The following is a 24082-nucleotide window of genomic DNA, read 5'->3' on the forward strand; positions in this document are numbered from 1 at the left end:
GCGCGAATTAAGCGCGCTCAGTGATCAAAGAGCAAGAAAAATCCCTGCTCCAGCGCCGAACCCGGCAAAACTTTGCGAACAATCGCCGCCGGAGCCGCTGCATTCTGATGGCCATCGAAACACCATGAGGGAAACGACCATGAAGACGATCGGCCTTATCGGCGGCATGAGCTTCGAGAGCACGGCAGTCTACTACCGCATGATCAACGAGGCGGTGCGCGAGCGGCTGGGCGGCCTGCATTCGGCCGACGTGCTGGTGCATTCGGTCGATTTCCAGTCGATCGTCGATCTCCAGAAGGCCGGCCGCTGGGATGCCGCCGGCGAGCGGCTCGGCGCGGTCGCCGCGGGCCTCGAAAAGGCCGGCGCCGAATGCGTGCTGATCTGCACCAACACGATGCATCTCGTCGCCGATGCCGTGCAGTCGGCCGTCAAGGCGCCGCTGATCAACATCATCGACGAAACGGCGCGCGCGATTCTTCGCGCCGGCAAGCGCCGCCCGCTGCTTCTTGCCACCCGCTACACGATGGAACACGGCTTTTATGCCGACCGCATGAAGGCGGCCGGCCTCGACCTCATGGTGCCGGACGATGCGGGCCGCACGCTGATCCACGACGTCATCTTCGGTGAACTGTGCCAGGGCAAGGTGCTGGACACGTCGCGCGAGCGCGTGCTCGCCCTCATCGAAGCGGCCCGCACCGCGGGCGCCGACTGCGTGATCCTCGGCTGCACGGAAATCTGCCTGCTGCTCGATCCCGACGCCCTGCCGCTGCCGGGCTTCGATTCGACCGCGATCCATGCGGCCGCAGCCGTCGATTTCGCGCTCGGCGCGGCGGCCGCCAGCAAGGCCGCCTGACGCGTCACGCTTCCTGCAGCACGCCTTCCAGCCACCGGCATTCCTCAAGGCCGGCCCGGGTGAACGGGTCGGCGAGCGTGCCGGAAACGATGGCCGCCAGGATCTGCGGCGCCGGCGGTATCTTCGCAACGGTGGCGACGAGCCGGTCGCGCAGCCAGGCGATCGCCCGCGAATCGGACTGGTAGAAGGGCGTGAAGGCGTAGGAGAGAAGCTGGAACAGCCGCACATGACTGCGCCGCGCGCCGGCATAGGCCGCAAGCGCCTCCTCCACCGACCCCGCCGCAGATAAGGCGTGCGCCAGCGCCGCCGCGTCGAGCAGCGCCATGTTCGCCCCCTGCCCGAGCTGCGGGCTGGTGGAATGGGCGCTGTCGCCGATGAAGACGATGCCGTCCGCATGGGGCGGCAGCGTGGTGCGATGCGCGTAGCGCGCGAGCGTCATTTGTTCCCAATCCGTTATCTGGTCCAGGAACGGCACCGTTTCGGGCCAGTAATCCGCAATGCCCGCCTTCCACCGGGCAAGCCCTGCCCGCTTCACAGCGTCGGCATCCGCCGTCCTGAGGCTCCAGAAGAAGGCGGCCTTCGCCCCCTCGCCCGGATGCGCCCGGCCGACCGGCAGCACGCCGATCATCACCTTCGCCGCATCGTAGCGCTGGCTGAGCGCGCGCGGATCGTGCGCAATGCCCTCGCAGTCGAGCGTCGCCCAGAAGGCCCCCCAGGGCAATTCCTTCACGCGCGGCGCGACGACGGAATCCGCGGCGAGGTGCGAGCGCGCGCCGGTCGCATCGATCACCAGATCGTAGTCGCCGACGATGTCGCCGTCCGGATCGTGCAGCGCCGTGCGGGCCTGCCGGGTCTCCGCCTTGGCCAGCGTGATGCCCGTGCGGATGGGAAGCCCCTGCGCCACGACGGCGTCATGCAGGGTCGAGAAGAGTGCCGCGCGGTGGACCGCCAGGCCATAGCGCCCGCCGGCCAGCGCATCGTAGCGCACGTCGAGCACGGTGCGGCCGCTGCGCGCATCGGCACCGTGCAGCCGGTCGATGCGGTTGCCGAGCGCATGGATCGCCGGGGAGAGGCCGAGGGCATCGAGCACGGTAAGGCCGGTCGGCTGCATCAGCAGGCCGGAGCCGACGGGGGACGGGCGCTCGAAACGCTCGATCAGCTCGACCCGGTGGCCGGCGCGCGCAAGAAACAATGCCGCCGCAAGCCCCGCAGGCCCCGCGCCGGCAATGCCGATATCCAGTGGCTTCATGCCCTTCCCCGGTGGGCTGGCGTCAATCCTGATCCGCGTCGTAGGCAGTTCGGGCGGCCCGGATCGCGGCATGGTTCTGCGTAGACCACTGCACGAGGGAGCGAAGAAGCGCAAGGAAGGATTGGCCGAGCGGCGTCAGCCCGTATTCGACGCTTGGCGGCTGGGTGGGATAGACGGTGCGCGTGAGATAGCCGTCGCGCTGGAGGTCGCGCAGCGTCTGGGTCAGCATGCGCTGCGAAATGTCCGGGATGAAGCGGCGCAGTTGCGAAAAGCGGCGCGGCCCCTCGGCAAGGCCGAGGATCATCAGCGAGGTCCACTTGCCGCCGACGCTGTCCAATACGTCCCGGACGGGACAATCGTCCATGGACATTGCCACCCCGTCGATGAGAATGATGCGTTCGCCCTGGGGGCGCTCGACGATCTTGTTCATGGCCGGTTCCCTCCAGGTAACCACCGCAGAAAAAACTGCCTCCTTTACATCGTCTAGCAGATTACCAGATAAGAGCAAGTCTCAATAAGAGACCATATCGCAGCAGGATAGCGGCATCTCCCCTGCCCGGCCTGCCAGAAAGGGAAAGACATGACCGACACGCTTCTCGTCACCGGCGCCTCCGGCCAGCTCGGCCGCCTCGTCCTCGATGCGCTCCTCGCCTCCGGCAAGGTCGCCCCGGCCAGCATCGTCGCCACGACCCGCGACGTCTCCAGGCTCGCCGACTATGCCGAAAAGGGCGTGACCGTCCGCGCCGCCGATTTCGAGGATACCGCCTCGCTCGACGCCGCCTTCGCCGGCGCCACCAGGGCGCTGATCATCTCCACCGACGCGCTCGACCGGCCGGGCAAGCGCCTCGCCCAGCACAAGGCCGCCGTCGCCGCCGCCGAAAAGGCCGGCGTGCGGCACATCCTCTATACCTCCATGCCGCAACCGGACGATTCGCGCGTCACCTTCGCGCCGGACCATCTCGGCACCGAGGAAGCCATCAAGGCGACCGGCATCGCCTACACGATCCTGCGCGACGGCTGGTATGCGGAAAACCTCTTCATGTCGCTGCCGCATGCGCTCCAGACCGGGTCCTGGTACACCTCGTCCGGCAATGGCAGGATCGCCCACATCACCCGCGCCGACACGGCCGCTGCCCTTGCCGGCGCCTTGCTGGATGCCGGCAGCGAGAGCCGGACCTACACGCTCACGGGCCCTGAGAGCCATACGGCCGAAGAGATCGCGGCCATCGTCTCCGCCGCGACGGGCAAGCCGCTCAAGGTGGTGCATGTGACGGATGCCCAGCTCGCCGAAGGCCTGAAGGGCGCCGGCCTGCCGGAAGCCTTCATCCCCACCGTCGTTTCCTTCGACGCCAACACGCGCGAAGGCAAGATCGCCATGGTCACCGACGACGCGGAAAAGCTGTCCGGCCGCAAGCCGACGTCCCTTGAGGACTTCGCCGCCGCCAACAAGGCGGCCTTCCTCGGCTGATCGCGACACGGCGCGGCGCTCTTGCGGGAGCGCCGCTGGCCGTCAGAGATCCTGGCCGCAGGCGCGGCAGAAGCGCCGCACGGTCTCCGCCATGCCGTATTCCAGCGCGTCGGCCGTCAGGCCGTGGCCGATCGAGACTTCCGCGAGGCGCGGAATGCGCGCGACGAGCGCCGGCAGGTTGGCGACCGTCAGGTCATGGCCGGCATTGACGTCGAGGCCGAGGTCGAAGGCGATGTCCGCCGTCTCGCCGAGCAGCGCGACGATGCGCGCCGCCTCCGCCGGATCGTCGTGGCAGCCGCCATAGGGGCCGGTATAGAGTTCGATCCGGTCGGCGCCCACATCCCTCGCGATCTTCAGCGCCTCGCGGTCGGGCTCGCCGTCGGCGAAGAGGGAAACGCGCAGGCCCAGCGTCTTCAAGCGGCCGACGATGGTGCCGAGCAGGCCATGGCTCTTGCGGAAATCCCATCCATGATCGGAGGTCGCCTGCACCGGATCGTCCGGCACCAGCGTCACCTGCTCGGGGCGATGCTCCTCGACGAGGCGCATGAAGCCCTCCTCCGGAAACCCCTCGATATTGAACTCGGCGCCGGGAAATTCGGCGTCGATGAGCGCGCGGATCGGCGCAAGGTCGCTGAAGCGGATATGGCGCTGGTCCGGCCGGGGATGCACGGTCAGCCCGCTGGCGCCCGCCTCAAGCGCGATGCGGCCGAGCCCGGTGACGCTCGGCCAGGGCAGGTCCCGGCGGTTGCGCAGCATGGCGATGGCGTTGAGATTGACCGACAGCTTGGCAGGCATGACGACACGGGCTCCCGTTGAAGAATGAGCGTCCTCTCGTCCTCACGCGATTGCGGACGCAAAACCGCTGCGCACTTTCACTGCACCTGCTCTAGCCTGTTGTTTCCACAAGGGCAATCGCCGCAAGACCCGGGCGGAGCGGCCTTGCGAAAAATCAGGTGGCACAGCGTGCCTTCTCCCTTGCCCACGGTCGGGAATCATCGGTACACTCCGCGCGAATTTGGGGGATGGCGTGCCTCGCACGGCCATGGACGGAGAACGGAAGGACATCGGCAACGACGATGGTCTCCATTGTGGCAGCACCATGAGCAGGACCGACAGGCCGACATGCGAGCGCGTGCGGCGGGCGCTCGACGCGATCATCGTCAGCGAGACCTTTTCCAGGTCCGAGCGCCTGCGCTCGTTCCTCTCCTACATCGTCGAGAACGAACTCTCCGGCAAGGCGGCGCAGTTGAAGGGCTACAGCGTCGGTATCGACGTCTTCGGCCGCAAGCCGGGCTTCGATGCCGGCAATGACCCGCTGGTGCGCGTGCAGGCCGGCAAGCTGCGAAAGCTGCTGGAGCAGTATTACGAGACGGAAGGCGCCACGGAGCGGCTGCGTATCCGCGTGCCGCTCGGCAGCTACGTTCCGGAATACTCCATCGTCGACGACCTGCCGGAGACGGCCGCGCGCGCCCTTCCGGCGGCACCGAAGCCGCGCCGCCCCTGGATTCCCGCCCCGGTGTCCTCGCCGCTTGCGCTCTTTTCCCTGCTGCCGCTGTTCTTCCTCGCCCCGTCCATCTACCCCGAGACGACCAATGCGGCGATCGATAATGCGCAGTACATGCTGTCCGTGCAGGGCAGGTTCGCCAGCCAGATGCAGGTCCTGCCGCAGCTTCACATCCAGCAATGCTGGCCGGCCGGCGGCGATTGCAGCGCGTTCGCCCGCGCCATCGCCAACTCGGCCGGGTTCCACAGGACCGTCCACCTCGTCGAATCGCGCCGGAGCGACATCCCGGGCGTGCTCTCCTACACGATCCGCATAGAGAATCGCCCGGACGGCCATGGTGTCTATGCCCGGCTCATTCACGAGCAGTCGGGCGCGACGATCTTCGCCCGCCACTTCTCGCGCGAGCAACTGCGCAGCGAGGCCGGGATCGCCTACGAAGCCGTGGCCTTCGCCGCCCGCACCCTCACGGCGAGCGGGCCGCTCTACCGCCATGCGCTGCGCACCGGCGCGGCCAGCGGCATCATGGAGTGCTTCGCACGGGAGGCGCAGGCGGTACCGCACGGCCTCTCCCGCAGCAGCCCGGCAAGCGCATGCCCCGGCGAGCCGCCGGCGGCGCTCGCCGAAGCGGCGCCCTCCGACATTGCCGCACCGCTCCTGCGCTAGCCGCCTGCCGGGATACCTCCCTAGATATAGTGATAGGCATGTCCGCGCCGGACGTTTATTCTTGGAAACTGGGCGGACTGGTATCGTTTACCGCCCAGGTTGACGATCCCGCGCTTGCGCCGCGCAAGAAGGGCCGGAAACCGGGACACGATCGCACGAGCGTCGCCGGATGCGCACAAACCGGCTCGACGCGCGCGATGAAGGGCACTATCCGCCGTATCGACATCCGGCCTTCGCGGGCAACGGTGGTGTCGTGCCGGCGACCGGGGGTAAATACATGACTGATCTTCTCTCTTGCAGGCCGCTTTCATGATGACCAATGAGTCGAAGAAAGCCGAGGCCCGGACGGGCGCCCGCAAGTCCATCCGCTTCCTGCCCGTGGCACCGCTGCCGGAAAACCTTCCGGAAGGCCGGCTTGCCATCGCCGACATGGCCAATGCCTTCGGCGTGACCCATCGCACCCTGCACTTCTACGAGGAAAAGGGCCTGCTGACGGCAGCCCGCGTCGGCCCCATGCGGGTCTACGGGCCCGAGGAGATCCAGCAGATGGCCGTGGTCAACACCTGCCGCGAGACGGGCATGCCCGTCGCCGTGATCCAGGAACTGCTGGAGCGGCTCTCCGCCGCCATGAGCCAGGAGGAAGCCGACGGCGTCTTCCGCGCCGCCATGACTGCGCGCAAGCGCGAACTCGCCGCCCAGCAATCGACGATCCGCCGGCAGATGCAGCAGATCAACGAACTGCTCGATTTTACCGGTGCACAGGAAGTCGAGACGAACGACAACACCCCGCGGGCCAATCTGACGCCCGTCGAACTGCGCTGCCTCAGCCTGATGGCGGAAGGCTACCCCACGAGCCGCATCGCCCGCGCGCTCGAAGTGGAGCCCGGCGAGGTGCAGGTCATGGAAAAGAGCATCATCACCAAGTTCGACAGCAACAATCGTTTCCAGGCCGTCGCCAAGGCGGTCATGCTCGGGATCGTCGGTCACTGAGACCGGCACCCGTGCGTTTTCGCGCGCGGGAACGCGCCGGCTATCGCACGATGGTGAGCGTTTCCGCGGCGCGTGTAATGGCGGTGTAGAGCCAGCGTTCGCGCGTGTCGCGGAAGGCGAAGCTCTCGTCGAACAGCACGACATTGTTCCACTGCGAGCCCTGCGCCTTGTGCACGGTCAGCGCATAGCCGAAATCGAACTCGTCATAGCGCTTGCGCGTCGACCACGGAATCTCCTCGTCGAGATTCTCGAAGGCCGCCTTGAGCAGCTTGATCTTGGCCGCGCCGCGATCCATGTCGTCGTCCTCCGGCCGGATCATCAGGTTGATGCCGGGCTTCACCGTCTCCTTGGACGAGCTCATCACCTGCCAGAGCGAACCGTTGAGCAGGCCCTTGGCGGGGTCGTTGCGCAGGCACACCAGCTTGTCGCCGGACTGCGGATAGTCGGTCGTGAAGCCCTTGAGCTCGCGCAGGCGCTGGTTGTAGCGCCGGCGGGTGCGGTTCGTGCCGACAAGCACCTGGTCCGCCTCCAGCACAAGCGTCTGGTCGACGTCGCCGCGCCCGATGACGCGCGCCGCGCCGTAGTCGCCATAGGCGATGTCGCTGCCTTCGCGCACCTGCATGGCAAGCTGGATGATCGGATTGTCGCGCGCCTGGCGGTGGATGTCCGTCAGGAGATAATCCGGCTCCTGGTTGGTGAAATAGCCGCCGCCGGACACGGGCGGAAGCTGGCCGGGATCGCCGAGCACGAGGATCGGCGTGCCGAAGCTCATGAGGTCGCGCCCGAGCGCCTCGTCCACCATGGAGCATTCGTCGACGACGACGAGCGCGGCCTTGGCGACCGGGCTCTGCCGGTTGATGGAGAACATCGGCGAGATCGAGGTCTTGCCCGTCTCCTCGTCGGAAACCTCCTCCTCGCCGCGCGGGCGATAGATCAGCGAGTGGATGGTCTTGGCGTTCGTCGCGCCCTTCGAGCGCAGCACCTGCGCCGCCTTGCCGGTGAAGGCGGCGAACAGCACCTCGCCGTCGACATTCTCGGCAAAGTGCCGGGCAAGCGTGGTCTTGCCGGTGCCGGCATAGCCGAACAGCCGGAACAGCGGCTCGCGCCCTTCCTTCAGCCATCGCGCGACGGCCTTCAGCGCTTCATCCTGTTGAGGTGCGAATTCCATGCCCGGACTTGGCAGGATTCGCGGCCGCGAAGCAAGAGGCAACGCCCTGCGGAGCGCCCGGGAGAAAACCCACCCCCGTATTTGGCCCTGTTCGAAAGCCGCATGACGCGATATTGAGGGCGCAACTTCCGGAGCGATGATTTGTCCCCCGCCTCCCGCACGCCGAACGACAGCCCCACACCGCCTGCCGGCCTCGCCCGACTGCCTGCGCCCCTGCAGTGGGGCCTCGTCGCCCTCCTGTCGATCGCGACCACCCTGCCGCTCGAAGCCGCGGGCTTCCCGGCCGCCCTCCTGATGGGGCCCATGCTCGCCGGCATCCTCGTCGCCATCGGCGGCGGGTCGATCCGCCTGCCGCGCGTCTTCTTCTTCCTCGTGCAGGTCGTGCTGGCGCTGATGATCGCGACCATGGTGTCGCAGGATTTCGTCGGCACCTTTACCCGGAACTGGCCGCTGATGCTGCTGGTCGTGCTCTCCGTCATCGGCGTCAGCACGCTGTCCGGCTGGCTGATCGCCCGCACCGGCATCCTGCCCGGCACGACGGCGATCTGGGGCTCGTCCGCCGGCGCCGCCTCGACCATGATGGTGATGGCGGAAGCCTACGGGGCAGACATCCGCCTCGTCGCCTTCATGCAGTATCTGCGCGTCGTCTTCGTCGCGAGCCTTGCAACGCTCGTCGCCCATTTCGGCGGCCACGACGGCGCGGCGCCACCGCCCCACGCCTGGTTCGAGCCGGTGCCGATGCTGCCGCTCGCCGCGATGCTGGCCATCGGCGTCCTTTCCGGGCTCGTCGGCCAGAGGCTGCGCATCCCGGCCGGCGCCTTCCTGGTGCCCTTCGCCATCGCCTCGGTGCTGAACTCCGCCGGCACCGTGACGATCGTCCTGCCGCAATGGCTGCTCGTCGCCGCCTTCACCCTGCTCGGCTGGAACATCGGCCTCGGCTTCACCCGCGCCATCCTCCTGCATGCGCGCCGCGCGCTGCTGCCGACCATCGTCTCGATCATCGCGCTGATCTCCTTTTCGGGCCTGCTCGCCGGCCTGCTGATCCTCGTCCTCGGCGTCGATCCGCTGACCGCCTATCTCGCGACCAGCCCCGGCGGGCTCGATTCGATCGCCGTCATCGCGGCTTCCAGCAAGGTCGACATCGCCTTCGTCATGACGCTCCAGACGGCGCGGCTGATCCTCGTGACCCTGATCGGCCCCTGGCTCGCCCGCTTCATGGCCGACAGGTCCTAGAGCAATTCCAGCAAAAGTGCGCAGCGGTTTTGCGTCCGGAATTGCGTAAAAACAAAAGGATAGAGCATTTTCGCGATTCGAAGAAAAGCGGAAATGCTCTAGCGCAGCATCGGCCAGAGGCTTGCCACGAGCAGGAGCGCCATCGCGATGTTGAACCATTTCAGCCGCACCGGATCGGACAGCCACTGGCGCAGCGCCGAGCCGAAGCCGGCCCAGGTGGAAACGCTCGGGAAATTGACGATGGCGAAGGCGACGCCGACGATCAGCACGCTTGCCGTATAGTTCGCCGCATTCGTATAGGTCGCCATGGCGGAAACGGCCATGACCCACGCCTTCGGGTTGACCCACTGGAAGGCAGCGGCTTCGAGGAAGCTCATCGGCCGTGTACCGGCCCTGCCCTCGCCGATGCTGCGCGAGGTGCCGATCTTCCAGGCGATCCAGACGAGATAGGCGCCGCCGGCGAATTTCAGCACGGTATAGACGAGCGGCACGGCGTCCAGCAGCGCGCCGAGACCGAAACCGACGGCAAGCAGCAGCACGAGGAAGCCGACGCCGATGCCGCACATATGCGGGATCGTCCGGACGAAACCGAAGTTCACGCCCGAGGCGAAGAGCATCATGTTGTTGGGTCCGGGGGTTATCGAGGTCGTGAGGGCGAAGACGAGCAGCGCAAGAAAGATTTCGATCTGCATGGCAGACTCTTGTGATCCGTATTGTTTTTTCCGATTGATAGTCCATCTCTCGGCTACGGCCAGCCAATTCTTGTCATTGAGACAATTCCGGCCGGCGATGCATTGTTCATGGAGCGCGGCATGAAAGCGGAACTACCGGCAGTCACCCTTCCCGGCGGACGGCAGGTGCCGGCCCTCGGCCTCGGCACTTGGCACATGGGCGAAAGCCGCGCGTCTGCGGCCGAGGAAGCCGCCAGCCTGCGCACGGGGCTGGACCTTGGCATGACACTGATCGACACGGCGGAAATGTACGCCGACGGCGGCGCGGAGGAGGTCGTCGGCGAGGCGATCCGCGGCCGGCGGGACGAGGTCTTCCTCGTCAGCAAGGTGCTGCCCGGCAATGCCAGCCGCACCGGCACGGTTGCCGCCTGCGAGGCGAGCCTGAGGCGGCTCGGCACCGATCATATCGATCTCTACCTCCTGCACTGGCGCGGCCGCCACCCGCTCGCGCAGACCGTCGAGGCCTTCGAGACGCTGAAGGCCGAGGGCAAGATCGGCGCCTGGGGCGTCTCCAACTTCGACGAACCCGACATGAAGGAACTGCTGGGCGCCGTCGAGCCGGCCCGCCCCGCCGCCAACCAGGTGCTCTACAACCTTGCCCGCCGCGGCATCGAATACGATCTCCTGCGCTGGAGCCAGGTGCAGGGCATTCCGGTCATGGCCTATTCGCCCCTCGACGAGGGCCGTCTTGTCGGCCATCCGGCGCTGGAGGAGATCGGCCGCATCCACGATGCCAGCGCCGCGCAGGTCGCCCTCGCCTTCCTGCTCACGAGACCCGGCGTCATCGCCATCCCGAAATCGGGCGCGCCCGAGCGCGTGCGCGAGAATGCCCGCGCCTGCGAGATCCGCCTCACGTCGGAAGACCTCCGCCACCTCGACGAAGCCTTCCCGCCGCCGACGCGCAAGCGACCGCTGGAAATGATCTGAAACGAAAAGGGCTTCCCGCCGGGAAGGTCCGAAAGCCTCTCCTTCGTCATGCTCGGGCCTGTCCCGAGCATCTGCAAAGTCCCGTTTTTTCAATACGTTGGCAGATCCTCGGCACAAGGCCGAGGATGACGGCAGCGGGCGAGGCAAGGCAAGGCTTCAATCCCGCCGACCGCCCGTGCAAAAGCTCACATTCCCTGCGGGCCGCGGTTCATCGCGGCGATACCGGTGCGGCAGACTTCGACGAGCCCGAGCGGCTTCATGATCGCCACGAACTGGTCGATCTTGGAGGACTTGCCGGTGATCTCCAGGATGAAATGCTCCGTCGTCGCATCGACGACCTTGGCGTGGAAGGCGTCGGCAAGGCGCAACGTCTCCTGCCGCATCTCGCCGGAACCGACGATCTTCACCAGCGCCACTTCGCGCTCGATCGGCCGCTCCTGGCCGAGGACCTTGGCGCGGACGGTGAGGTCGACCACGCGGTGGACGGGCACGATGCGCTCGAGCTGCGACTTGATCTGCTCCAGGACGCCCGGCGTGCCGCGCGTGACGATGGTGATGCGCGAAAGATGCGCTTCATGCTCGGTCTCGGAAACCGTCAGGCTCTCGATATTGTAGCCGCGGCCGGAGAACAGCCCGATGACGCGGGCAAGGACGCCCGGCTCGTTGTCGACGAGAACCGAGAGCGTATGGCTCTCGGCGACCTGCGTCTCCTTGGCGATGAAGTAGGCGGAGCCCGTGGGCTGAAGGTGTGCGTTCATGGTTCTCTACCTTTTCATCAAACGAGCTGGCGGCCCTTGGCGTCGATCGCATTGGCGACCGCTTCGTCCGTGGCCTCGTCGGGCAGCAGCATTTCGTTATGCGCCTTGCCCGATGGGATCATCGGGAAGCAGTTCGCGAGATTGGCGACGCGGCAGTCGAAGATGACCGGGCGCTTGACGTCGATCATCTCCTGGATGGCCGCATCGAGGTCGGCCGGCTTGTCGCAGGCGATGCCGACGCCGCCATAGGCTTCCGCCAGCTTGACGAAATCGGGCATGGCTTCCGTATAGGAATTCGACAGGCGGTTGCCGTGCAGCAGCTGCTGCCACTGGCGCACCATGCCCATATACTGGTTGTTCAGGATGAAGATCTTGACCGGCAGGTTATACTGCACCGCGCAGCTCATTTCCTGGATGCACATCTGGATCGAGGCATCGCCGGCAATGTCGATGACAAGGCTGTCGCGGTGCGCGACCTGCACGCCGATCGCCGCCGGGAAGCCGTAGCCCATCGTGCCGAGGCCGCCGGAGGTCATCCAGCGGTTCGGCTGCTCGAAGCCGTAGAACTGCGCGGCCCACATCTGGTGCTGGCCGACTTCCGTCGTGATGTAGGTGTCGCGGTCCCTGGTCAGCTCGTAGAGCCGCTGGATGGCATATTGCGGCATGATCACGTCGTCGCTCGCCTTGTAGGCAAACGAGTTGCGTGCCCGCCACTTGGCGATGGACGTCCACCAGTCGGCCTGGGCCGCCTTGTCGTAGTCCTTCGCGCTCGCCCGCCACTGGCGGACCATGTCTTCCAGGATATTGCCGACATCGCCCACGATCGGAACGTCGACGCGGACGTTCTTGTTGATCGAGGACGGGTCGATGTCGATATGGATCTTCTTCGAGTTCGGCGAAAACGCGTTGAGGCGGCCGGTGATGCGGTCATCGAAGCGCGCGCCGATGCAGACCATGACGTCGCAGTCATGCATCGCCATGTTCGCCTCGTAGGAGCCGTGCATGCCGAGCATCCCCAGCCAGTTCTTGCCGGAAGCCGGATAGGCGCCGAGGCCCATCAGCGTCGAGGTGATCGGGAAACCGGTGATCTCGACCAGCTCGCGCAGGAGGCGCGAGGCTTCCGGGCCGGAATTCACCACGCCGCCGCCGGAATAGATGATCGGCCGGCGCGCGGAGCGCATCAGGCTGACGGCCGCCGCGATCTGGTTCGCATCGCCCTGGACCTTCGGCTGGTAGCTCTTCTGGACGGGCGCGTCGGACGGCGGCGTATAGGTGCCGGTCGCGAACTGGACGTCCTTGGGAATGTCGACGACGACCGGCCCCGGCCGGCCGGACTGCGCGACGCGGAACGCCTCGTGGATGATGCGGGCGAGCTCGTTGACGTCCTTGACCAGCCAGTTGTGCTTGGTGCAGGGGCGCGTGATGCCGACCGTGTCGCACTCCTGGAAGGCGTCCGATCCGATGAGCGTGGTCGGAACCTGGCCGGTGAGGCAGACGAGCGGGATGGAATCCATCAGGGCGTCCTGCAGCGGCGTCACGGCATTGGTCGCGCCGGGGCCGGAGGTGACGAGCATGACGCCGACCTTACCGGTGGAGCGGGCATAGCCTTCGGCCATGTGGCCGGCGCCCTGCTCGTGGCGCACGAGGATGTGCTCGATGTCGTCCTGCTGGAAGATCTCGTCATAGATCGGCAGGACGGCGCCGCCCGGATAGCCGAAGATATGTTCAACGCCGTTGTCTTTCAGGGCCTGCAAGACAATTTCGGCGCCCGTCATCTGGTTTTCTGTTCCGCTCATCGGATTTCCGTCCGTCTCTTTTCGCATTTCAGGGTGATTATCGAACTTCTGGGCATAAAAAAAGGCCCCTGGAGGAGCCTGCTTACCGCGCATGGGTGCTTTCGCCGGATGGTTACACCACCCTGCCCATGCGCCTTCCCACCACAAGAATGATAGCCGTCAGATTTTTCATGGTGCGGATTGTTAACGGCAAAGCAAACGCGCGTCAACGCCTTTCGGTCTGTCCCGCAATGGCACGCTTTTCGGCAAGGGCCGCAGGACGCGACCCGGAGGCGCTTCAATTCGAAACCTCTTATTAAGTGGCCTTCGGTAAGGTCGGGCCTGATGGCAAGGAGTGCCGGACGTGCTGAACAATGATTTTCAGTCCTCTCTGATGGCCGGCGAACAGGATCGCCGCGACGGAATGGCGGCCGGAAACCGCCTGCTGGGCCGCGTCGTCGCCTGCAACGGCTCGCATGCCACCATCAGCGCGATGGCCGAAGCCGGCGAGACGGCGCTCACGGAACTGTGGGTCGTCGGCCGGCTCATCTCCATCTCCGTCGGCCGCAACCGTATCGTCGCACTCGTCTATTCCATGTCCACCGACCAGCAGAACTGGACGGAGCACCACGACACGATCTTCCGCGTCGAGGTCGAGCTTCTGGGCGAGATTCGCGTCAGCGCGGACGGCCGCGAGGAATTCTCCGCCGGCATCACCGACTATCCCTATCTCGGCGCCATCGCTCACCGCATCCGCGCCTCGGACCTCGCGATGGTCTACGACACCGGCAAGAAGGACGTGTGCGTCATCGGCAAGCTGACGCAGGACGAAAGCCTCGACGCGACGATCCACGTTCCCTCCATGCTGGAGAAGCATTTCGCCATCGTCGGCACCACCGGCGTCGGCAAGTCCACCTCCGTCACCCTGCTGCTTCACAAGGCGATCCAGGCCGATCCCAGCCTGCGCGTGCTGATCCTCGACCCGCACAACGAATTCGCCTCCGCCTTCGGCGACCTAGCCGTCGTCATCGATACCGATACGCTGGAACTGCCCTTCTGGCTGTTCCGGCTGGACGAGTTCGCCGAGGTCGTCTTCCGCGGCCGCCCGCCGGTGGTCGAGGAGATGGACATCCTGCGCGATCTCGTGCCGGAGGCCAAGCGCGCCTTCCGCGGCTCGCCGGAAAGCGGCCTCGTGCGGCGCACCAGCGAGAAAAGCTCGGTCACGGCGGACACGCCGGTGCCCTTCCGCATCGCCGACCTGCTCGCCCTCATCGACGAGCGCATCGGCCGGCTCGAAGGCCGGGCGGAAAAACCGCACCTGCGCTCGCTCAAGGTGAGGATCATGGCGGCGATCAACGACCCGCGCTACCATTTCATGTTCTCCTCGAACACGATCACCGACACGATCCTCGACACCATCGCCCGCATCTTCCGCATTCCCGGCGAGGGCAAGCCGGTAACGACCTTCCAGCTTGCCGGCATCCCGTCGGAAGTCGTCAATTCGGTCGCCTCGGTGCTCTGCCGCATGGCCTTCGAAATCGGGCTGTGGAGCAATGGCGGCGTGCATATGCTCGTTGTCTGCGAGGAGGCGCACCGCTACGTGCCGGCCGATCCCAACCTCGGCTTCACGCCGACGCGCCAGGCCATCGCCCGCATCGCCAAGGAAGGCCGCAAATACGGCGTCTCGCTCGGCATCATCACCCAGCGTCCCGGCGAGCTCGACCCGACCATCCTTTCCCAGTGCTCGACGATCTTCGCGATGCGCCTTGCCAACGATCACGACCAGGAGATCATCCGCTCGGCGATCCCCAACTCCTCCTCCTCGACGACAAGCTTCATCTCCTCGATCGGCAATGGCGAGGCCATCGCCTTCGGCGAGGCCGTCGCCGTGCCGATGCGCATGCGCTTTTCCCGCGTCGAGACGAACCGCCTGCCGAAAGCGAACGGCACCGGCCTCAAGGCCGGGGACGATACGCCGCAAAGCGTCGACCTGCGCTCAATCGTCGCCCGCATGCGGGCCGTATCGGGCCCGGACATTTCGAGCTTCCAGAATTCCTACCTCTCGGCGCAAGGCCGGAACGACCCGCTGCCGACCGGCTACGAGGACGCCCCCTACGAGGACGAGGAAGATTACATAGAAGCGCTCCAGAGCGCGGCGCCCGCCCCTCGCGCGCCTTCAGCGCCGCCGGTCCATGAGCCCTACCGGCCGGACATGCTGCCGGGCGCCGCCGGCGCCTATGAACCATCGCCCCGGGAACGTTTCGAAGCCGTTCGGCGCGAGCTCGCCTCCGAGCCGCCGCGTCCCGCCGCCGATCCCTACCGCCAGACGCCGCGCCCCGCCTTCGGCGAGCAGCAGGAGCCGCGGCGGGAAGGCTCCATTCGCGAGCAGCTCCTGAAGAAGCCGCTCAGCAGCCTGATCCGGCGATAGCGGCCTCGGGATCGATCCGCCGCCAGCTCTCGTCGAGCTGGTTGCGAAACCATGTCATCTGGCGCTTGGCATATTGCCGGGTGGCGGCCGCGCCGCGCTCGGCGGCCTCCGCCTCGCTCATCTCGCCTGCCAGCATGGCCGTGATCTGCGGCACGCCGATCGCCTTCATCACGGGCATGGCAGGGGAAAGACCGAGCGCCAGCAGCGCCTTCACCTCCTCCACCGCGCCGGATTTCAGCATCGCGCCGAAACGCCGGTCGATGCGGGCGGCAAGCGTTGCCCGGTCGGGCAGCACGACGATCTTCTCCGCCCGCAGCGGGTCGATCACCGCCTGCCCCGTCGCCGCCTGGAAGGCGGTTATCGACCTGCCCGTCGCCTCCAGCACCTCCAGCGCACGCACGATGCGCTGGCCGTCGCCCGGCATCAGGCGGGCGGCCGTTTGCGCATCGCGCGCGGCCAGCTCCCGGTGGAGCGCTTCTGCACCTTCGGCAGCCAGCCGGCCGCGCATCCGCTCCCGCACGTCGTCGGCAATGACCGGCATGTCCGACAGCCCGCCCGTCAGCGCGCGGAAATAAAGCCCTGTCCCGCCGACGAAGACGGGAAGCCTTTCCCGCGCGCGCAATTCGCCGACAAGGGCCGCCGCCTCGCGCAGCCAGTCGCCGGTGGAACAGGCGGCGCCCGCCGGCACATGGCCGTAGAGTCGGTGCTCGATGCCGCCCATCTCCTCCGGCTGGGGGCGGGCCGTCAGGATGTTCAGCGTATCGTAGACCTGCATGCTGTCCGCATTGACCACGACGCCGCCGTGCTCGGTCGCAAGCCGGACGGCGAGCGCGGACTTGCCGCTTGCCGTCGGGCCCGTTATCAGGATCGCGTCCTGCTTTCGATCAAGGTTTCTCATCATGGCTTTCGTTGCCACGCTTGTCGCCAATCCGTCAAATCCTGTCCTGACGCCCGCCCTCGCCGAAAAGGCGGCGGACGCCGTCAAGGCGTCCGGCCTCTACTGGCTCGCCGACGGCATCGCCTGCGATATCGCGCTGCGCGACGATGGCGACATCCACGCCGCCCGCGACGCGATCCTCGCGGTCATTGCCGGCGCGCCGATCGACCTTGCCGTTCAGGAGGCCGAGACGCGGCGCAAGAAGCTGCTGATCGCCGACATGGATTCGACGATGATCGGCCAGGAATGCATCGACGAGCTTGCCGCCGAAGTCGGCCTCAAGGACAAGGTCGCCGCCATCACCGCGCGCGCCATGAACGGCGAGATCGCCTTCGAGCCCGCCCTTCGCGAGCGCGTCGCCCTCCTGAAGGGCCTGCCGGTCTCCGTCATCGGCGACGTGATCGAAAAGCGCATCACGCTGACGCCCGGCGGGCGCCAGCTCATCGCGACCATGAAGGCGAAGGGATATTACACCGCGCTCGTTTCCGGCGGCTTCACCGTCTTCACCAGCCGCATCGCCGAAACGCTCGGCTTCGACGAGAACCGGGCCAACATCCTGCTCCACGCCGACGGCAAGCTGACCGGCGAGGTCGCCGAACCGATCCTCGGCAAGCAGGCCAAGGTGGATGCGCTCGTCGACATCGCCGAACGCCTCGGCATTTCGCCCGGCGAAGCCATGGCCGTCGGCGACGGCGCGAACGACCTCGGCATGCTGCACCTTTCCGGCGCCGGCGTCGCGCTGCACGCCAAGCCCGCCGTCGCGGCCGAGGCGAAGATAAGAATCGACCACGGCGACCTCACCGCGCTCCTCTACCTGCAAGGCTACCGCAAATCCGACTTCGTGACCGGCGTCTGATCGTCTCCGTTCGGCAAAAGGCCGCTGAAGCGTCACCTCAGCGGCCCGAATCGAATTCTCCGGAATCATCGGCAAGCCCCTGGCGGGACTCGCCTTTCCCTCAGTCGATGCGCACGGTGATGTAGCGCAGCGCGCCGGTGCGGTTGGAAATCATCATCAGCGCATTGCGCCGGTCTTCCGACTTCAATTTGGCGATGCGGCTCTTGACCTCCTCCGCCGTCGTCACCGCTTCCTGGCCGATCTCGACGATCACGTCGCCCGGCACGATCCCGCGTTCGGCGGCGGCCGAGGACGGAGCGACCTCGGTGATGACAACGCCCTTGACGCTTTCGGCGATCTGGAAGGTCTTGCGCGCATCCTCGTCGAGGTTGCCGATCCCCATGCCGAGCACCGTGTCAGCCGCCTTCGGTTCGACCTCGCCGCCCGTCTCGGGCGCGGTTCCTTCCTCGGCGGTGCCCTCGTCCTGCGTGACCTCGTCCTCGGCATCCGCCTGCTTCTCGCCGTCCTCGAGGCGGCCGAGCGTGACCTTCACGGTCATCTCCTTGCCATTGCGCAGGAGCACGACGTCCACCGCCTTGCCGACAGGGCTTTCGGCGACGACGCGCGGCAGGTCGCGCATCTCGCGCACCTCCTTGCCGTCGAAGCGGACGATGACGTCGCCCGTCGTGATCGTGCCGTTGTCGACCGGCCCGCCCTTGATGACGCCGGCGACCAGGGCACCCCTCGTCTCCTTCATGCCGAGGCTTTCGGCGATGTCGTCGGTGACGGGCTGGATGCGCACGCCGAGCCAGCCGCGGCGCGTCTCGCCATAGTCGCGAAGTTGCAGGAAGATGTTCTGCGCCAGTTCCGTCGGCACCGAGAAGCCGATGCCGATCGATCCGCCCGACGGCGAGATGATCGCCGTGTTGATGCCGATGACCTCGCCCTTCATGTTGAAGAGCGGCCCGCCGGAATTGCCGCGGTTGATGGCGGCATCGGTCTGGATGAAGTTGTCGTAGGGCCCGGCATTGATGTTGCGCCCGCGCGCCGAGATGATGCCGATCGTCACGGAGCCGCCGAGGCCGAACGGATTGCCGATCGCCATCACCCAGTCGCCGATGCGCATGACGCGCGAATCGCCGAACGGCACGGCCTTGAGCGGCGATTTCGGCTCGACCTTGAGGAGCGCGAGGTCGGTCTTCGGGTCGGTGCCGACCAGCTTGGCCTTCAGCTTGGAGCCGTTGGCGAAGTTCACCTCGATGTCGTCGGCGCCTTCGATGACGTGGTTGTTGGTGGCGATGAAGCCGGCGGAATCGATGACGAAGCCCGAGCCCAGCGAATTGACCGTCTGCGGCTGGTTGCCGCCCTCGCCGCCTTCGCCCTTGAAGAACTCGTCGAAGAAGTCCTGGAACGGCGAGCCTTCCGGCACTTGGGGCATAGGCGCCTTGTCTTCGTTCTTGACGTTCTGGGAGGTGGAGATGTTCACCACCGCGTCGAGCAGGCCTTCAGCGAGATCCGCAACCGATTCGGGGCCGGCCGGCTTCACCTCGGCCTTCGCCGGAACGGCGAGCGGTCCTGCCGAGAACGAAAAACCCATCGCAAGCGCGAGCACCGTCCGGGCTGCGCTGGACCTCATCTTCAAAGCCATGTTCGGCATCCTCTTCGTTCTGGCTGTCGCGGCGAGTGTTTGCGCCGGATACGGCAAAAATCAGTCCGCCGCGATGATTTGCCTGAAGTCTTGCCCGTCTTCGCCGCCGCTCGCAAGGGCGGGCTTCAGGCGCCGCGAATGAACCACACCATCACGACGCCGAGCGCGACGGCGGCAAGCCCGCAAACGCGCAGCTGCTGTTCGGGAATCTGCGGCAGATATTCCGCCATGCGCCGCAAAACCGAAGGGGCCAGTGCGTACACCAGCCCCTCGATGATCAGGAAGAACGCGATCCCCGTCAGGAAATCGGACACGGATGCGTTCTCAGTTCGCCGGTGCCGGTGCCGGCGGCGTTGCCGTGCCGTTCGCCGCGCCCGGGGCCGCCGCAGGCATCGCGCCGTCGGCATTCTCGAAGTAGCGGAAGAATTCCGACTGCGGCGACAGGACCAGCGTCGTGTCCGGCGAGCTCATCGCATCCCGGTAGGCGCTCATCGACCGGTAGAAGTCGAAGAAGGCCGGGTCCTGCGAGAAGGCTTCGCCGAACACGCGGTTGCGCTCGCCTTCGCCTTCGCCTCGCAGGATCTCCGAGTCGCGCTGGGCGGCCGCGATGAACTCGACGACCTGGCGGTCGGCGATGGCGCGCCGGCGCTGGCCCGCCTCGTTACCGCGGGCGCGGATCAGCTCGGCTTCGGCAAGGCGCTCGGCCTTCATGCGCTCGAACGTCTGCTGCGAGACCTCCTGCGTCAGGTCGGTGCGGCGGATACGCACGTCGGAGATCGTCAGGCCGAGGTTGGAGGCGTCGTTCGTCAGTTCGCCGCGCACTTCGCGCATCATCGAGGCACGCTCTTCCGAGAGGGCGGATTCGAAGCCGCGCAGACCGTAGACGCGGCGAAGCGCGGCGTCGAGACGGGTGCGAAGGCGCGATTCCGCCGATTCGCGGTCGCCCGAGACCGCTTCGCGGAAGCGGCGGGCATCCGTGATCTTGTAGACCACGAAGGCGTCGACCTCGTAGAACTTGCCGCCCGAGACCTGGACGCGGATGTCGTCGAGGTCGAAGCGCAGCGCCTGGTCCTGGATATACTGGACGCTGTCGGCATCCATGAAGCCGAAGGGCAGCTTGAAGTAGAGGCCGGGCTCCGTCTTGACGTCCTGGATCTGGCCGAAGCGGATGACGATCGCCTGCTGGCGCTCGTTGACGACGAACACCGACGAATAGGCGATGAAGAGGAGAACGCCGACGGCGATCAGAATGGCTGGTATACGGTTGCCCATTACTGAGTGCCTCCGCTCTGCTGCTGCTGCTGGGTCGTGGCACGGCCGAGCTCGTTCAGCGGAAGGAAGGGAACGACGCCCTGCCCGCCCTGCTTCTCGTCGATGATGACCTTCTTCGAGTTCTTCATCACACCTTCCATCGTTTCGAGGAAGAGGCGCTTGCGCGTGACGTCGGGGGCGATCTTGTACTGCTCGTAGACGGACAGGAAGCGCGCCGCCTCACCTTCCGCTTCCTTCACGACGCGGTCCTTGTAGGCGGCCGCTTCTTCGCGGACCTGCGCGGCCTGGCCGCGGGCAAGGCCGAGCTTCTGGTTGGCGTACTGGTTGGCTTCTTCAAGGAAGCGATCCTCGTCCTGCTCGGCGCGCTGCACCTCGTCGAACGCGTCGGCCACTTCGCGCGGCGGAGCCGCATCCTCGATGGCGACGGTGTTGATGGAGATGCCGGCGCCATAGGCGTCCATGGTCGCCTGAATCGTCGTCTTCACGCCCTCGGCGATCGCCTGACGGTTGTCGCGGAAGATGTCCTGGGCCGGACGGCGGCCGACGACTTCGCGCATTGCGCTTTCGGAGACCTGCTGCAGCGTTTCGGCCGGATATTCGAGATTGAAGAGGTAGGCCTGCGGATCGGTGACGGAATAGAGCACCGAGAACTGCACGTTGACGATGTTCTGGTCGCCCGTCAGCATCAGGCCGGAGCTTTCGGAATTCGACGATGCCGTGCGGCGGCCGATATTCTGCTGCTGTTCGGTGATCTTGACGAGTTCGACCGTCTCCAGCGGCCAGAGGTGGAAATGCAGGCCGGGCATGGAGACTTCCTGCTTCGGCTTGCCGAAGCGCAGCTCGACGCCGCGCTCGTCCGGCTGGACGGTGTAGATGGCGTTCATCAGCCAGAAGACGCCGAGAAGCAGCAGCGCGATGACGACGACGCCGCCGTTGAAGCCGCCGGGCATGACGTTCTTGAGCTGGTCCTGGCCACGCCGGATGATCTCCTCAAGGTCCGGTGGGCCGCCATTGCCGCCACCGCCGCCGCGGGGACGGTTCGGACCCTGCCCCCATGGCCCCTGATTGTTTCCGCCGCCGCCGCCGCCCCAAGGGCCGCCGCCGCCGTTCTGATTGCTCCAGGGCATCAATACCTCTTTCCTTAAATCCCCATTACCGCATGTCGCGGATTGTTTCTCCACGATACGCGAGGTGAACCCGTTATAGGTATCCCTCCGGCACCTTTCAACAAATCCGCGACCTGTTGCAGTCCCGTGCGGCAAAATAGTTCGTGATCGGCTAATTTTTGGTCCCGGAGGCCGCCTTTCGCCGCCAGGTGACGAAGTGCATGGCGTGGCTGTCCTTCTCGCCCCGGGGGATGGGCTCTTCGGCGACCTTCTCGAAAACGGCCGGGTCGATCGCGGGAAAACGCGTATCGCCCTCGACGTCCGCATCGACCTGAGTGACGTGCAGGGTGTCGGCGCGATCGAAGACCTGCGCATAGATCTGCCCGCCGCCGATGACGCAGACCTCATCGACACCGAGCCCCTCGGCAGTACGCTGCGCGGCAGCGAGCCCCGCATCGAGCGAGGCGACGACCTCGGCACCCGGCGCGGAGAAACCTGCGTCGCGGGTGATGACGATGTTCGGCCGCCCCGGCAGCGGCCGGCCGATCGAATCCCACGTCTTGCGCCCCATCAGCACGGGCTTGCCGAGGGTGAGCTGCTTGAAGCGCTTGAGGTCGGAGGGCAGCCGCCACGGCAGGTCGCCGTCGCGGCCGATGACGCCGTTTCTCGCGACGGCCACGACGAGGACGATCTTGGCTGAGTTCATGCGGGGTCGCCTTTCGCGAAAATCAGACGGCGATCGGCGCCTTGATGTTTGAATCGGCTTCGTAGCCGACCAGGGTGAAGTCCTCGAACTTGAAGGAGAAAAGGTCCTTCACCTCGGGATTGATCTTCATGAAGGGCAAGGGCTTCGGCCGGCGCGTCATCTGCTCGCGCACCTGGTCGAAATGGTTGGAATAGATATGCGCGTCGCCCAGCGTGTGCACGAAATCGCCCGGCTGCAGGCCGGCCGCCTGCGCCACCATCATGGTGAGCAGCGCGTAGGAGGCGATGTTGAAGGGCACGCCGAGGAAGATGTCGGCGGAGCGCTGGTAGAGCTGGCAGGAGAGCCGGCCTTCCGCGACGTAGAACTGGAACAGGCAGTGGCATGGCGGCAGCGCCATCTCGTCGACGAGCGCCGGGTTCCAGGCCGAGACGATGTGCCGGCGGGAATTGGGATTGTTGCGGATACTGTCGAGGACGGCGGCGATCTGGTCGAGATGGCGGCCGTCATGGGTCGGCCAGGAGCGCCACTGATAGCCGTAGACCGGGCCGAGATCGCCGTTCCCGTCGGCCCATTCGTCCCAGATGGTCACGCCGTTCTTGCGCAGATAGGCGACGTTCGTGTCGCCGTTCAGGAACCACAGGAGTTCGTGGATGATGGAACGCAGGTGCAGCTTCTTGGTGGTCAGCACCGGGAAGCCTTCGGAAAGGTCGAAGCGCATCTGGTAGCCGAAGACGCCGCGCGTGCCGGTGCCCGTCCGGTCGCCCCGGTCGGTGCCGTTTTCCATCACATGGGCGAGGAGGTCGAGATACTGCTGCATGGTCGCCGTCGATTCGTTGTCCAGCGTTCGATACTAGAGCCAGAACGGCGGCGACCATAGGGCGAAATGGGATTTTCCCGGCTTTCCTCAGGCGAGCGCGCCGAGCTTCCCGAGTTCCTTGGCGGCAAGATAGTAGAAGGTGACGCGCGACTTGGAGCGGTCGTCCGCCATCGCCTTGCAGACGGCCTCGACGGCCTTGTCGGCGGCCTCGCCCGTGATGCCGAGCTTCTTGCCGCACCACTTTTCCTTCACGCGGTTCAGCTCTTCCGGATCGGAGCAGGAGACGAGCGAGGAGTCGCGGTTGCGCAGGGCGATGCCCAGATGGCTCACGATCTTCTTGACGATGGCCTCGTCGGCACCGCTGTCGTACTTGCGGACATCTGCGAGATAGTCTGTCATGGTGTCTCCTCTACGGTCACTCGGCCGCCGCCGTCATGACGGTCCCGCCGCATCGCCATGTTTTTCAAGCGGACGCGGCAAGTCAAGCGGGAATAAACACCCCGCCCGCCCGCCGGGGCGAAACTTTGCCTGATATTGACATATGCCTCTTTCCTTGGCGCGGGGGAGCGCCTATATGTTGGATGCTGCCTCGGCAGCTATGGCAATAAACGGGCGGTGTAATAAACCCATTGGACCCGGGGGCGGTACCCGGCGCCTCCACCAAAAACCGGTCGATTTCGACGGACCGGCTTTTGATGGGGGCGAAATAGGATCGACAAGGGCGTAAAGATCGACTTTTTGCTCGGCATTGTACCACCGTTATCGGGCTAAACTTGTAGTTGCAAACGACAACTATGCGGAAGCTCGTCTCGCTGCCTAATGGCGGTGTGACACTTCACTCAAAGTCCTGACGGGTCGCACCGGCAGGCGGGGTCCGAAGGCACCTGGCAACAGAAGCCTTCACCTTCTCCAATCCCTTGAAATGGTCTATAGCTGTGCCAGATGACTCGTGCCGGAAGGCATGAGACGAACGAAGAATGCCTGAAAACAAAGGCAGGAAGAAAGACAGGAACG

The 24082-nt window shown here is 65.9% G+C and carries 23 protein-coding genes and 1 other RNA gene; 9 read left to right on the forward strand and 15 right to left on the reverse strand.

Going from position 1 to position 24082, the window contains the following annotated elements; genetic code table 11:
* Positions 1-139 precede the first annotated feature (139 nt).
* Entirely contained in the window at positions 140-853 is a 714-nt protein-coding gene (locus tag L0976_RS02090; protein WP_234185818.1) for an aspartate/glutamate racemase family protein, read from the forward strand.
* Positions 854-857: 4 nt separating this feature from the next.
* Here L0976_RS02090 and L0976_RS02095 read toward each other — a convergent pair whose 3' ends face one another.
* Both L0976_RS02095 and L0976_RS02100 read right to left on the reverse strand, forming a co-directional pair.
* Entirely contained in the window at positions 858-2102 is a 1245-nt protein-coding gene (locus L0976_RS02095; protein WP_234185820.1) for an NAD(P)/FAD-dependent oxidoreductase, read from the reverse strand.
* A 22-nt stretch (positions 2103-2124) separates the two neighbouring features.
* The gene (locus L0976_RS02100) at positions 2125-2472 is read right to left on the reverse strand and encodes a winged helix-turn-helix transcriptional regulator (protein ID WP_370577053.1); all 348 of its coding nucleotides are present in this window, start codon (positions 2470-2472) and stop codon (positions 2125-2127) included.
* Positions 2473-2682: 210 nt separating this feature from the next.
* Here L0976_RS02100 and L0976_RS02105 point away from each other — a divergent pair, with 210 nt between their 5' ends.
* Positions 2683-3570: an SDR family oxidoreductase gene (locus L0976_RS02105; protein WP_234185821.1), complete on the forward strand. Its 888-nt coding sequence runs from the start codon at positions 2683-2685 to the stop codon at positions 3568-3570.
* Between the two features lie 42 nt (positions 3571-3612).
* Here L0976_RS02105 and L0976_RS02110 read toward each other — a convergent pair whose 3' ends face one another.
* On the reverse strand, positions 3613-4365 hold the full coding sequence (locus L0976_RS02110; RefSeq protein WP_234185827.1) for a pyridoxine 5'-phosphate synthase: 753 nt from the start codon (positions 4363-4365) through the stop codon (positions 3613-3615).
* A gap of 304 nt (positions 4366-4669) precedes the next feature.
* On the opposite strand from L0976_RS02110, the gene L0976_RS02115 reads away from it, so the two are divergent.
* Complete coding sequence (locus L0976_RS02115) at positions 4670-5737, forward strand: hypothetical protein (protein WP_234185828.1); 1068 nt, start codon at positions 4670-4672, stop codon at positions 5735-5737.
* Between the two features lie 312 nt (positions 5738-6049).
* A complete protein-coding gene (locus L0976_RS02120; protein ID WP_370643565.1) occupies positions 6050-6727 on the forward strand; it encodes a MerR family transcriptional regulator in 678 nt (225 codons plus the stop codon).
* A 40-nt stretch (positions 6728-6767) separates the two neighbouring features.
* On the opposite strand, the gene L0976_RS02125 is transcribed toward L0976_RS02120, so the two are convergent.
* The gene (locus L0976_RS02125) at positions 6768-7895 is read right to left on the reverse strand and encodes an ATP-dependent RecD-like DNA helicase (RefSeq protein WP_203319252.1); all 1128 of its coding nucleotides are present in this window, start codon (positions 7893-7895) and stop codon (positions 6768-6770) included.
* A 141-nt stretch (positions 7896-8036) separates the two neighbouring features.
* On the opposite strand from L0976_RS02125, the gene L0976_RS02130 reads away from it, so the two are divergent.
* On the forward strand, positions 8037-9128 hold the full coding sequence (locus L0976_RS02130; RefSeq protein ID WP_234185831.1) for an AbrB family transcriptional regulator: 1092 nt from the start codon (positions 8037-8039) through the stop codon (positions 9126-9128).
* Positions 9129-9226: 98 nt separating this feature from the next.
* Here the strand turns inward: L0976_RS02130 and L0976_RS02135 are convergent, their stop codons facing one another.
* Complete coding sequence (locus L0976_RS02135) at positions 9227-9820, reverse strand: LysE family translocator (RefSeq protein WP_234185833.1); 594 nt, start codon at positions 9818-9820, stop codon at positions 9227-9229.
* A gap of 120 nt (positions 9821-9940) precedes the next feature.
* Between L0976_RS02135 and L0976_RS02140 the strand changes: the two genes are divergently transcribed.
* Positions 9941-10786, forward strand: a complete 846-nt coding sequence (locus tag L0976_RS02140; RefSeq protein WP_234185835.1) for an aldo/keto reductase — start codon at positions 9941-9943, stop codon at positions 10784-10786.
* Positions 10787-10971: 185 nt separating this feature from the next.
* Here L0976_RS02140 and ilvN read toward each other — a convergent pair whose 3' ends face one another.
* Both ilvN and L0976_RS02150 read right to left on the reverse strand, forming a co-directional pair.
* Positions 10972-11544, reverse strand: coding sequence for an acetolactate synthase small subunit (gene ilvN, locus L0976_RS02145; protein ID WP_203319255.1), 573 nt, complete (start codon positions 11542-11544; stop codon positions 10972-10974).
* Positions 11545-11561: 17 nt separating this feature from the next.
* Positions 11562-13340: an acetolactate synthase 3 large subunit gene (locus L0976_RS02150; RefSeq protein ID WP_203319256.1), complete on the reverse strand. Its 1779-nt coding sequence runs from the start codon at positions 13338-13340 to the stop codon at positions 11562-11564.
* A 373-nt stretch (positions 13341-13713) separates the two neighbouring features.
* Here L0976_RS02150 and L0976_RS02155 point away from each other — a divergent pair, with 373 nt between their 5' ends.
* Positions 13714-15747 (forward strand): ATP-binding protein, encoded by a 2034-nt coding sequence (locus L0976_RS02155; RefSeq protein ID WP_255695781.1) that lies wholly within the window; start codon positions 13714-13716, stop codon positions 15745-15747.
* Here the strand turns inward: L0976_RS02155 and miaA are convergent.
* Positions 15725-16648, reverse strand: a complete 924-nt coding sequence (miaA, locus tag L0976_RS02160; RefSeq protein ID WP_234185844.1) for a tRNA (adenosine(37)-N6)-dimethylallyltransferase MiaA — start codon at positions 16646-16648, stop codon at positions 15725-15727. The two genes, L0976_RS02155 and miaA, sit on opposite strands and share 23 nt — an antisense overlap.
* Here miaA and serB point away from each other — a divergent pair.
* Positions 16647-17540 carry a phosphoserine phosphatase SerB gene (gene serB / locus L0976_RS02165; RefSeq protein ID WP_234185850.1) on the forward strand — a complete coding sequence of 298 codons (894 nt, stop codon included), beginning with the start codon at positions 16647-16649 and terminating at the stop codon, positions 17538-17540. The two genes, miaA and serB, sit on opposite strands and share 2 nt — an antisense overlap.
* Before the next feature lie 100 nt (positions 17541-17640).
* On the opposite strand, the gene L0976_RS02170 is transcribed toward serB, so the two are convergent.
* The 7 genes from L0976_RS02170 to L0976_RS02200 form a co-directional block, all read right to left on the reverse strand.
* Positions 17641-19167 carry a DegQ family serine endoprotease gene (locus tag L0976_RS02170; protein ID WP_370643553.1) on the reverse strand — a complete coding sequence of 509 codons (1527 nt, stop codon included), beginning with the start codon at positions 19165-19167 and terminating at the stop codon, positions 17641-17643.
* A 125-nt stretch (positions 19168-19292) separates the two neighbouring features.
* Positions 19293-19481, reverse strand: a complete 189-nt coding sequence (locus tag L0976_RS02175) for a DUF2065 domain-containing protein (protein WP_234185852.1) — start codon at positions 19479-19481, stop codon at positions 19293-19295.
* Positions 19482-19491: 10 nt separating this feature from the next.
* Positions 19492-20439, reverse strand: a complete 948-nt coding sequence (hflC, locus tag L0976_RS02180; protein ID WP_234185854.1) for a protease modulator HflC — start codon at positions 20437-20439, stop codon at positions 19492-19494.
* Positions 20439-21566: an FtsH protease activity modulator HflK gene (gene hflK, locus L0976_RS02185; protein WP_234185855.1), complete on the reverse strand. Its 1128-nt coding sequence runs from the start codon at positions 21564-21566 to the stop codon at positions 20439-20441. The genes hflC and hflK overlap by 1 nt, the downstream gene beginning before the upstream one ends.
* A gap of 151 nt (positions 21567-21717) precedes the next feature.
* Positions 21718-22251, reverse strand: a complete 534-nt coding sequence (locus tag L0976_RS02190; RefSeq protein WP_234185857.1) for a dihydrofolate reductase — start codon at positions 22249-22251, stop codon at positions 21718-21720.
* 22 nt (positions 22252-22273) lie between these two features.
* On the reverse strand, positions 22274-23068 hold the full coding sequence (locus L0976_RS02195) for a thymidylate synthase (RefSeq protein WP_234185858.1): 795 nt from the start codon (positions 23066-23068) through the stop codon (positions 22274-22276).
* An 87-nt stretch (positions 23069-23155) separates the two neighbouring features.
* A complete protein-coding gene (locus tag L0976_RS02200) occupies positions 23156-23467 on the reverse strand; it encodes a DUF2853 family protein (RefSeq protein WP_203319265.1) in 312 nt (103 codons plus the stop codon).
* Positions 23468-23612: 145 nt separating this feature from the next.
* On the opposite strand from L0976_RS02200, the gene ssrA reads away from it, so the two are divergent.
* Positions 23613-23973: a transfer-messenger RNA gene (ssrA, locus tag L0976_RS02205) on the forward strand.
* Positions 23974-24082: the final 109 nt, after the last annotated feature.

This window comes from Shinella sp. NM-101 (genome assembly GCF_021401195.1).
Classification (GTDB): Bacteria; Pseudomonadota; Alphaproteobacteria; order Rhizobiales; family Rhizobiaceae; genus Shinella.

Excerpts from the sequence above, each read along its gene's own strand:
- L0976_RS02190 (WP_234185857.1), bottom strand. The coding sequence starts at position 22,251 with ATGAACTCAGCCAAGATCGTCCTCGTCGTGGCCGTCGCGAGAAACGGC.
- serB (WP_234185850.1), top strand. The coding sequence starts at position 16,647 with ATGGCTTTCGTTGCCACGCTTGTCGCCAATCCGTCAAATCCTGTCCTG.
- hflC (WP_234185854.1), bottom strand. The coding sequence starts at position 20,439 with ATGGGCAACCGTATACCAGCCATTCTGATCGCCGTCGGCGTTCTCCTC.
- L0976_RS02170 (WP_370643553.1), bottom strand. The coding sequence starts at position 19,167 with ATGGCTTTGAAGATGAGGTCCAGCGCAGCCCGGACGGTGCTCGCGCTT.
- L0976_RS02155 (WP_255695781.1), top strand. The coding sequence starts at position 13,714 with ATGGCCGGCGAACAGGATCGCCGCGACGGAATGGCGGCCGGAAACCGC.
- L0976_RS02125 (WP_203319252.1), bottom strand. The coding sequence starts at position 7,895 with ATGGAATTCGCACCTCAACAGGATGAAGCGCTGAAGGCCGTCGCGCGA.
- L0976_RS02150 (WP_203319256.1), bottom strand. The coding sequence starts at position 13,340 with ATGAGCGGAACAGAAAACCAGATGACGGGCGCCGAAATTGTCTTGCAG.
- L0976_RS02100 (WP_370577053.1), bottom strand. The coding sequence starts at position 2,472 with ATGTCCATGGACGATTGTCCCGTCCGGGACGTATTGGACAGCGTCGGC.
- miaA (WP_234185844.1), bottom strand. The coding sequence starts at position 16,648 with ATGATGAGAAACCTTGATCGAAAGCAGGACGCGATCCTGATAACGGGC.
- L0976_RS02105 (WP_234185821.1), top strand. The coding sequence starts at position 2,683 with ATGACCGACACGCTTCTCGTCACCGGCGCCTCCGGCCAGCTCGGCCGC.
- L0976_RS02195 (WP_234185858.1), bottom strand. The coding sequence starts at position 23,068 with ATGCAGCAGTATCTCGACCTCCTCGCCCATGTGATGGAAAACGGCACC.
- L0976_RS02200 (WP_203319265.1), bottom strand. The coding sequence starts at position 23,467 with ATGACAGACTATCTCGCAGATGTCCGCAAGTACGACAGCGGTGCCGAC.
- L0976_RS02120 (WP_370643565.1), top strand. The coding sequence starts at position 6,050 with ATGACCAATGAGTCGAAGAAAGCCGAGGCCCGGACGGGCGCCCGCAAG.
- ilvN (WP_203319255.1), bottom strand. The coding sequence starts at position 11,544 with ATGAACGCACACCTTCAGCCCACGGGCTCCGCCTACTTCATCGCCAAG.
- L0976_RS02110 (WP_234185827.1), bottom strand. The coding sequence starts at position 4,365 with ATGCCTGCCAAGCTGTCGGTCAATCTCAACGCCATCGCCATGCTGCGC.
- L0976_RS02135 (WP_234185833.1), bottom strand. The coding sequence starts at position 9,820 with ATGCAGATCGAAATCTTTCTTGCGCTGCTCGTCTTCGCCCTCACGACC.
- L0976_RS02115 (WP_234185828.1), top strand. The coding sequence starts at position 4,670 with ATGAGCAGGACCGACAGGCCGACATGCGAGCGCGTGCGGCGGGCGCTC.
- L0976_RS02090 (WP_234185818.1), top strand. The coding sequence starts at position 140 with ATGAAGACGATCGGCCTTATCGGCGGCATGAGCTTCGAGAGCACGGCA.
- L0976_RS02095 (WP_234185820.1), bottom strand. The coding sequence starts at position 2,102 with ATGAAGCCACTGGATATCGGCATTGCCGGCGCGGGGCCTGCGGGGCTT.
- hflK (WP_234185855.1), bottom strand. The coding sequence starts at position 21,566 with ATGCCCTGGAGCAATCAGAACGGCGGCGGCGGCCCTTGGGGCGGCGGC.
- L0976_RS02140 (WP_234185835.1), top strand. The coding sequence starts at position 9,941 with ATGAAAGCGGAACTACCGGCAGTCACCCTTCCCGGCGGACGGCAGGTG.